Source organism: Bremerella sp. JC817 (genome assembly GCF_040718835.1).
Classification (GTDB): domain Bacteria; phylum Planctomycetota; class Planctomycetia; order Pirellulales; family Pirellulaceae; genus Bremerella.
In genome coordinates, this window is record NZ_JBFEFG010000136.1 from 1 (window position 1) to 372 (window position 372).

At 72.8% G+C, this 372-nt stretch carries 1 protein-coding gene; it reads left to right on the forward strand.

Annotation, left to right across the window (positions count from 1 at the left end):
* Positions 1-372 (forward strand): MFS transporter (locus tag AB1L30_RS00640; RefSeq protein ID WP_367011418.1); only part of this gene is annotated, 372 nt, incomplete at both ends.

Genomic DNA, 372 nt, shown 5'->3' on the forward strand with positions numbered 1-372 from the left:
TCCTCATCGGCTGGTCCCTCGCCGGCGTCGCCACCGCCGGCGCCGGCCAGCCCTGGATCATCGATTGGTTCGAGACGACCGGCGACGCGCCCGGCACCGGCACCTATCGCTGGCTCCTCCTCTGCCGGGTCGTCCTCGGCGTCTTCGAGGCCGGCCACTGGCCCTGCGCCCTCTTGACCGTCCGCGCCGTCCTCCCGCCGCAGGGGCTCGCCCTGGGCAACGGCATCCTCCAGAGCGGCGCCTCCATCGGCGCGGTCCTCGTCCCGCTCTACATCGAGGCCGCCGAGCGCGCCGGCTTCTCCTGGGAATTCCCGTTCTGGTCGATCGGCCTCGTCGGCCTCGCCTGGGTCCCCGTCTGGCTCATCGTGATCC